Origin of the sequence: Kocuria sp. ICS0012, from assembly GCF_001665945.1 — a bacterium.
In the GTDB taxonomy this organism is placed as follows: Bacteria; Actinomycetota; Actinomycetes; order Actinomycetales; family Micrococcaceae; genus Kocuria; species Kocuria marina.
In genome coordinates, this window is record NZ_LZMM01000012.1 from 21,089 (window position 1) to 28,157 (window position 7,069).

General features: G+C 67.4%; 4 protein-coding genes. 1 reads left to right on the plus strand and 3 read right to left on the minus strand.

Annotated elements, in window-relative coordinates:
• Nucleotides 1–327 precede the first annotated feature (327 nt).
• Complete coding sequence (locus A5728_RS01180; protein WP_082943141.1) at nucleotides 328–1,083, plus strand: hypothetical protein; 756 nt, start codon at nucleotides 328–330, stop codon at nucleotides 1,081–1,083.
• Between the two features lie 34 nt (nucleotides 1,084–1,117).
• On the opposite strand, the gene A5728_RS01185 is transcribed toward A5728_RS01180, so the two are convergent.
• The 3 genes from A5728_RS01185 to pepN form a co-directional block, all read right to left on the minus strand.
• Nucleotides 1,118–2,815, minus strand: coding sequence for an AarF/ABC1/UbiB kinase family protein (locus A5728_RS01185; RefSeq protein ID WP_064845318.1), 1,698 nt, complete (start codon nucleotides 2,813–2,815; stop codon nucleotides 1,118–1,120).
• A 17-nt stretch (nucleotides 2,816–2,832) separates the two neighbouring features.
• A complete protein-coding gene (locus A5728_RS01190) occupies nucleotides 2,833–4,011 on the minus strand; it encodes a hypothetical protein (protein WP_064845319.1) in 1,179 nt (392 codons plus the stop codon).
• Nucleotides 4,012–4,126: 115 nt separating this feature from the next.
• Nucleotides 4,127–6,823, minus strand: coding sequence for an aminopeptidase N (pepN, locus tag A5728_RS01195; RefSeq protein WP_064845321.1), 2,697 nt, complete (start codon nucleotides 6,821–6,823; stop codon nucleotides 4,127–4,129).
• Nucleotides 6,824–7,069 lie beyond the last annotated feature (246 nt).

Sequence of the window (7,069 nt, forward strand, 5' to 3'; positions counted from 1 at the left end):
CCTCGGCCAATGACGCGTTACGTGAGTCGCGGATCACCCAGCCCGGCCCCACACGCCCTGTACGGCCACAGTCTAAGGGAATACCAGGGTTCACGCGGACGAGCTCGGATGATTGTGTCCACCATAGTGACTACAAAAGTACCGGGGAGTAGGGGTGATGGCGCTCCCCGGGGGTGTCCTACACTGTGTGCATATGAATGCAGGTGTGACGTCGGCGAATACCCCCTAGGAAAACGGCGTTATTGCCGGGAAATGTTCCCCCGAACACCCGGACCTCGGTGACCTGCATTACGGAGAAATGTCTCTGCGAGCTCGATGAAAGGCACCGTGGCACGCAACTATCTGGGCACCGTCCCCCCCAAGGCCCGTGTGATCGTCACCGTCACCTACCGGGATGGCGACGGGCGACAGCTGGCCTTGCCGCAGTCACCGTTGCGCGAGAGCTTCACGGGTTTGCAATTGCTGACCCAGCAGTTGCTCGGGGACGCCAGGGGGATCATCTCTGGGTGGAACCAGGACTTCTCCATCGGCCAGCTGGGCCCATCAGCGTTCGAGATTGAGGTTCGGGCCGAGGCCCCGAAGCGCGTCAGTCTGCGCAGGCCGGCAACCATGACGAAGCACGTAATGGTCCTGGGTCTGCTGGAGCACCTCACGGATGTCTTGATCGACCTCGGGGATGTTGCGTGTTTCATGGCTGGTCATCCGACGGCCCACCTGCGGTACATAGACGGATACCACGGGCCCTATTTCGAGTTCATCCAGGACGGCCAGGCGGTCAAGACGATCGATGCACGCTTACTGGAGCTGTTGGTGGCCCCGGGTTCCGTGGCCGGAATCCGCGCGGTGGTCGCGAACCTCAAACAACCTGGGGTCGCTTATGCGACAGTAGCCAAGCGCGTTCCTGGCCTGTACTACGTGAGCCGCGTCCAAGTCCCTGCCAACGAGCACTTACGGGACTTCGCGAACGGAGGGTCGCTTCCGTTCAGTCAAGCCTGCCTGGATGCGGCGCGAGCCCAGGCCCTATCGGAGCAAACGGCTGACTCATTCTCGTCGAGGGCATATGACGGGCGGAAGCAGGACTGACCGCCCGGTGGAGCCTCGTGGACCACGTTCGTGCTCAACGCACGGTGCGCTTGGACTTGTTCCCGCGCAGCACCCGCACCACGTGGCGGACGCGTTCCGTGTTGGAGGACACGGCGAGATAGCCGCTGAGTGCCGCCACCGTGGACATTCCACCCACGATCAACGGCGTGTGGTACTTCTTCCACCGCTCGGGGTCCGAGGCGATGATGTGCGCGGTGCCGTTGATGGTCGCGGCGATCACGCCGCCGGCCACGACCTGGTGGCCGATCTTGGCGCCGCTCTTGACCAGGGGATCCAGCTCGTCCGTGCGCAGGTGGACGTCGAAGCCGCCGCGTTCGAGCACCACCAGGAAGCGGCGCACGTACTCGGGCACGTCCACGCCCATCTGCACGGCTTCTTCGATCGTGGAGCGCAACCGGTTGAACAGCATGTCCGGGGAGAGCCGGTTGATGATGAACCGCTCCGCGTAGGGCTGCACGGCCGAGACCAGGTCGAAGCCGGGGTCCAGGCCGGTACCCATGGACTCGGCGGTGACGAGCATGCGCAGCAGCAAGGCGGACTCGCGCGGGAGCTGCAGCTTGTGGTGGCGCAGCACGGAGATCAGATCCGCCATGAGCTCGCCCACCCGCACCTCTTCGAGCGGTTTGTTGGCGTAGCGGCGCATCATCACGGAGACGTCGCGTTCCAGGTCCCGCTTGGAGACGTCGTGCTGGCCGCTATCGGTCAAGCCCAGCAGTCCGGTCGCGGCGCGGCGCGGGTTGTTCTGCACGACGCCGAGCAGCAGGGTGATCAGGTGGTCCCGGAACTCCTCACTGAGGTTGCCGACCATCCCGAAGTCGATGACCGCGATCCGCCCGTCCGGCTCCACGAACAAGTTGCCGGGGTGAGGATCCGCGTGGAAGAACCCGTCCTCGAACACCATCTTGCAGATCGCGTCCGTGGCCTCCTTGGCCAGCAGGTGACGGTTGACGCCCTCGGCCTCGAGAGCGTCGTAGTCGTTGATCTTGACCCCGAACATCCGCTCCATGGTCAGCACACGGGAGGTCGTGGCCTCCCAATAGATCTCGGGGATGTGGATCTGCGGGTGGCCGATGAAGTTCTCGGCCATGCGCTGGGAGTTGCGGGCCTCCTGGATGAAGTCCAGTTCGTCCCGCAGGGAGGCGCTGAACTCCTCCACGAGCCCCTCGAGGTCGTAGTCCTGGGCGGCGGTCCAGTAGCGGGCCACCCACGAGGACATGTCCTGCAGAATCTCCAGGTCGCGATTGACCTCGTCGGTCACGCCGGGGCGGCGGACCTTGACGATGACTTCATGTCCCCGGAACACGGCGGCGTGGGCCTGACCGATCGATCCGGTGGCCACGGGCTCGGGGTCCATGTGCGTGAGGATCTCCTCCGCCTGGGAATCCGGTTCGGCCTCGATCATGGCCCGGATCTGCTCCACGGGGATCGGTGGGGTGTCGTCCTGGAGCTTGAGCAGTTCGTCCGCGTAGCCGGAGGGCAGCACGTCCGGGCGGGTCGAGACGAGCTGGCCTAGCTTGATGAACGTGGGTCCCAGTTCCTCCAGGGCCATGCGCAGGTGTTCGGGCTGGGAGTGGATGGTCTGCGGATCGATGAGTTTCACGCGCGCCAGGGGGGCCCGCCACTGCGGTTTCAACCCACCGAGAGCGAAGCCGAAACCGTGCTTGGTGAGCACCTCGATGATCTGGAGGAACCGTTCGCGGCGAGAAATCATATGGGTGAAAGAACCCCTTACAGCGTTCTGTGCAGGTAGAAGGCCATGAATCCGGTGGCCACAGCCACGATCAACACGAGCGTCGTGGCCAATGGTTCCACACCCAGCAGGATGATGCTCACGAGTACCAGGATCACGGTGAGCGCGGCGAGCGCGGTGACCAGGGGCTTCAGCCCGCGCGTGAGTCCGCCCACCAGCCGGGCCGCACTGGACCCGCCGGTCGCGCGGCGGGGTTCACGCGCGGGGGCGGGTGCCGCGGGTCGGGTCTGGGTGCCGGGGCGGTTGCGAGCGGCGTCGTCGTCGGTGTGGGCGGCGTTGAAACCGCGGCGCCATTTCTTGGCGTTGCGCCCGCGGTCCGATTCCACGGGCACGTAGGCCGGGGGCACCTCGAAATCCTCGGCGTCCGGCAGCAGCTCGGGGACGTCGTTGGGCAGGTCCGTGAACCACTGCTGGGGGACCTCGGAGGCGCGGGCGGCCTGCAAGGTCATGGACACCTCGAACGAGGAACCACGAATCGTCCCCCACACGGCGGTGAGCAGATCCTGTTCGAACGCGTAGTGGATGATCGGGATGAACTGCTGGGACATCTGGGTAGAGAGCCGACCCACCTGTTTGCGTTCGTAGAGAACGTCCACGGTGTCGACGGTGAGCCCGTGGGAGTTCTTGACCTTGTTGACCTCGAGGGTGAGGATCACGCGGCCCTCACCGGAGGCTGGCACGATCGAGTGCAGATACTCGGCGAACTCCTGTTCGTCCAAAACCTTGATCGAGGAGCCCTGGGGCAGCACGGCCGATTGCGCGGGCGCGGTGTTGAGGGGGAACAGCAGGTCCGGGGGAGCGATGCCGATCGTCGCGCGCGCGGCGACCTCCGCCTGCCCGTCCTGGCGCTGCAACTCGGCCTCCAGGTGCAGCGGGACCACGGGGGTGTAGCCGGAGGCGATCACGCGTGAGAGGGGGTGCCAGTAACGGTGTGCGTCCCCGGAACTGAGGTGGGCCACCTTGTTCCCGCCCACGCGCACGGACACGGTGCGCGGGTCGAAGGGGTTGTCCGGTTCCAGGACCAGCGCGGCCGTCCCGGTCCACGTCTGCGCCCGGCCCACGGAGAGGCCTCCGAACACCCGCATGATCTCGGTGTCGTAGAAGTTCTCGGTGACGACGTCCAAGGACCCTCGGTCGTTGAGCGCGTAATCCCTCATGGTCTCCCTCGCAATAGCGCCGACGCGTGCTCCGCCGCGGCATCACACCACATGCTAACCGTTGATCCCAACGCATCGATGTTCATCCGCTCGGTGGAAAGCGGACCCCCAGGGTTCACCGGGACAGGCACGCCACCTGCAGTTCCACGGCCCTTTCGGCGTCCGCCGCGAGTTCCATGATGATGCGTCGCAGGGCCCCCGGGGCGTCCCGGTGGGCGTCCAACCACGCGTGGGTTTCCCGCACCACGGGGTGTTCCTTCGGGTCAGACGACGCCGCCCGCACCTCGATCGCGCGCGGGTACAGTCCGCGCACCATACGAGTCGCGATCTCCATGGAGTGGGTGTCCCACCATTCGGCGAAGTGGGCGAAGTACTCGGACTCGTAGCGATGCAGCACGGCAGGGGCCGCCAACTGGAAGCCGGAGATCGTGGCGCTCAGCTCGTCGTTGGACAGCTCCCCGGCCACGATCCGCTGCCACGCCTCGTCCTTGGCCCGGTCCGAGCGGATGGCGGCCACGGCCCGGGTGTAGCCCAACCGGCCGTCGCGGGTGGGATCCTGCGCGTGTTCGGTCTCCAGCTCGGAGACCGTGGCGTGACCCGTGGCGGTGAGCGCGGTGAGAAGAGACCAGCGCAGCTCGGAGGACAGGGGCAGACCGGCCACCGTGCCCTCGTCCCCGAGCCACTCCTGCACCTGACGGGCGTAGCTGCCGTCCCGCGCCGCTTCGCGGGCGAAAGCGCGCGCGAGTACCAGCTGCTCACCGGAACCCGCCTCCGCGGCCAGCAGGGCATTGCGCAGGGCCTCGAGGAATTCACGCCGCGAGGCGGTGCGGTACTGGTAGGGCACGTACTCGCCCAGGGCCTGACCCGCGTGGTCCAGCACGGTCGTGAGGATCGCCGCGTGACGCTCCGCACCGCACTCACGCGCCGCCATGGACACGTACTCCCGAGGGGACAGCCGGGCGTCGCGCACCGCGGCCCACACCTGCGAGTGCGCCACCGCTCGCGCGAGCGGGTCTTCGATCGCCCCCACCAGGCGGGTGATGGCCGCAAGCGATTCCGGGTCCGGATGGGCCAGGCAGTACGTGAGGTCAGTGTCGTTGACCAGCAGGAACGACTCGCCGTCCTGGGCCTCGCTGCTCGGGGCGTCGCCTAGACCCGTGACGGGAACGGGCGTGTCCGAGGCCGGCACTCGTACCTCGGTGCGCGCCGTGTTCACCACGGCATCGCTATCCCGCGTGTACCGGCCCACGGTCAGCCCGTGCGGACGCAACGACGCCGCTCGCTGGGTCAGCGTGGCGCTCGCCACCGCGGTGCCGTCCACTGCGGCGGGGTCACCGGACCCCGCGCCGTCGTGCGTGGCATGTGCACGCGGCGCCGCGGCGTCGTCGTCCACCGAGCCCGGGAGGCGGACCTCCAGAACGGGGACACCCGTGGTGTGCAACCACTGCTGGGCCCACGCGCGGACGTCGTGATCGCTGGCCTCGTCCAGGACCTCCAGGAAGTCGTCCAGGCTCGTGTTCTCGAACGCGAACCGGCGGAAGTACGCCCGGCACGCGTCCATGAACGCTTCCTCACCCACGAACGCCACGAGCTGCTTCAGCACGGAGGCGCCCTTGGCGTAGGTGATGCCGTCGAAGTTCTGCCGCGCGGCCTCCAGGTTCGGGATGTTCGCGACGATCGGGTGCGTGGTGGGCAACTGGTCCTGGCGGTATGCCCACTCCTTACGGGCGAGCGCGAACGTGACCCACGCGTCCGTGTACTCGGTCGCGTGCACGGACGCGTACGCGCCCATGAACTCCGCGAAGGACTCCTTCAACCACAGGTCGTCCCACCACCGCATGGTCACCAGGTCCCCGAACCACATGTGGGACATCTCGTGCAACAGCGTGTTCGCCCGCCCCGCCAACTGCGCCCGCGTGGCACCCGACGGGAACAGGTACGCCTCCGTGAACGTCACGAGCCCCGGGTTCTCCATGGCCCCCAGGTTGTACTCCGGCACGAACGCCTGCTCGTACTTCCCGAACGGGTACGCGAACGCGAACAACCGCGGGAAGAAATCCAGACCCTGCTTGGTGAGCATGAACAGCTCCTGGGCGTCCATGTACTCAGCGAGCGCCCGCCGGCAGTACAGCGTGAGGGGGATCGTCACGGCCTCGCCCTGGGGGTCGGTGCCGGCCCACTCGTCGGTGAACCGGGCGTAGGGCCCCGCCAGGATGGCGGTGATGTAGCTCGAGATCCGCTGGGTGGGGGCAAAGTCGTGGGCCACCGCGCCGGGGACGTCGCAGTCGTCGGTGGTGTTCTGCCCCGTGGGGTCCCCGTTGGACGCCGCGAGCCACTCCGGGGGCGTGATCACGGTGAAGTGGTAGACGGCCTTGAGGTCCGGCTGCTCGAACACGGGGAACACCCGGCGGCAATCGGCGGGCTCGTACTGGGTGTAAAGGTAAACGGAGTCGTCCTGGGGGTCCACATAGCGGTGCATGCCCTCCCCGGAACGGGAGTACAGCGCGCGACCCACCACGTGCAGCTCATTGGCCGTGCCCAGCTCCGGCAACCGGATCCGCGAGCCCTCCACGACGTCGTCCACGTCCAACGACTCGCCGTTGAGTTCCACGGCGCTCACGGTGTCGTGGATGAAGTCGATGAACGTCTCCGCACCGGCCTCCGCGGTGAAGCGCACCGTGACCTCGGTACCGAATGTCGTGGCGCCCGGCTCCCGTGCTCCCGAGAGATCCACCGTGACCCGGTAGTCCTCCACCCGGATCTGCTCCGCGCGCGTCATGGCATCTTCTCTGGTCAGTGAGCTGGCTCCCATGACCCCAGTGTAGGCATCCGCCCGCCCGCGCCCGCTTGTGGCCCGCTGGGCGTGCCGGGCAGACGACGACGCTGCCGTCGGCAACCGCGCGATACGGCGTCGTCGTCCCCGCCCGGGCTCCCGACCGCGCCCTCGTCCGCGCCTACGACGGCGGGCCCCCCCCGCGGGGGGGGGGGCGCGCGGGGGGGTGGGGGGGGCGGCGGCCGGGGGCGAGGTGGGTAAGGGGTGTTATTTGGGGCGCACACA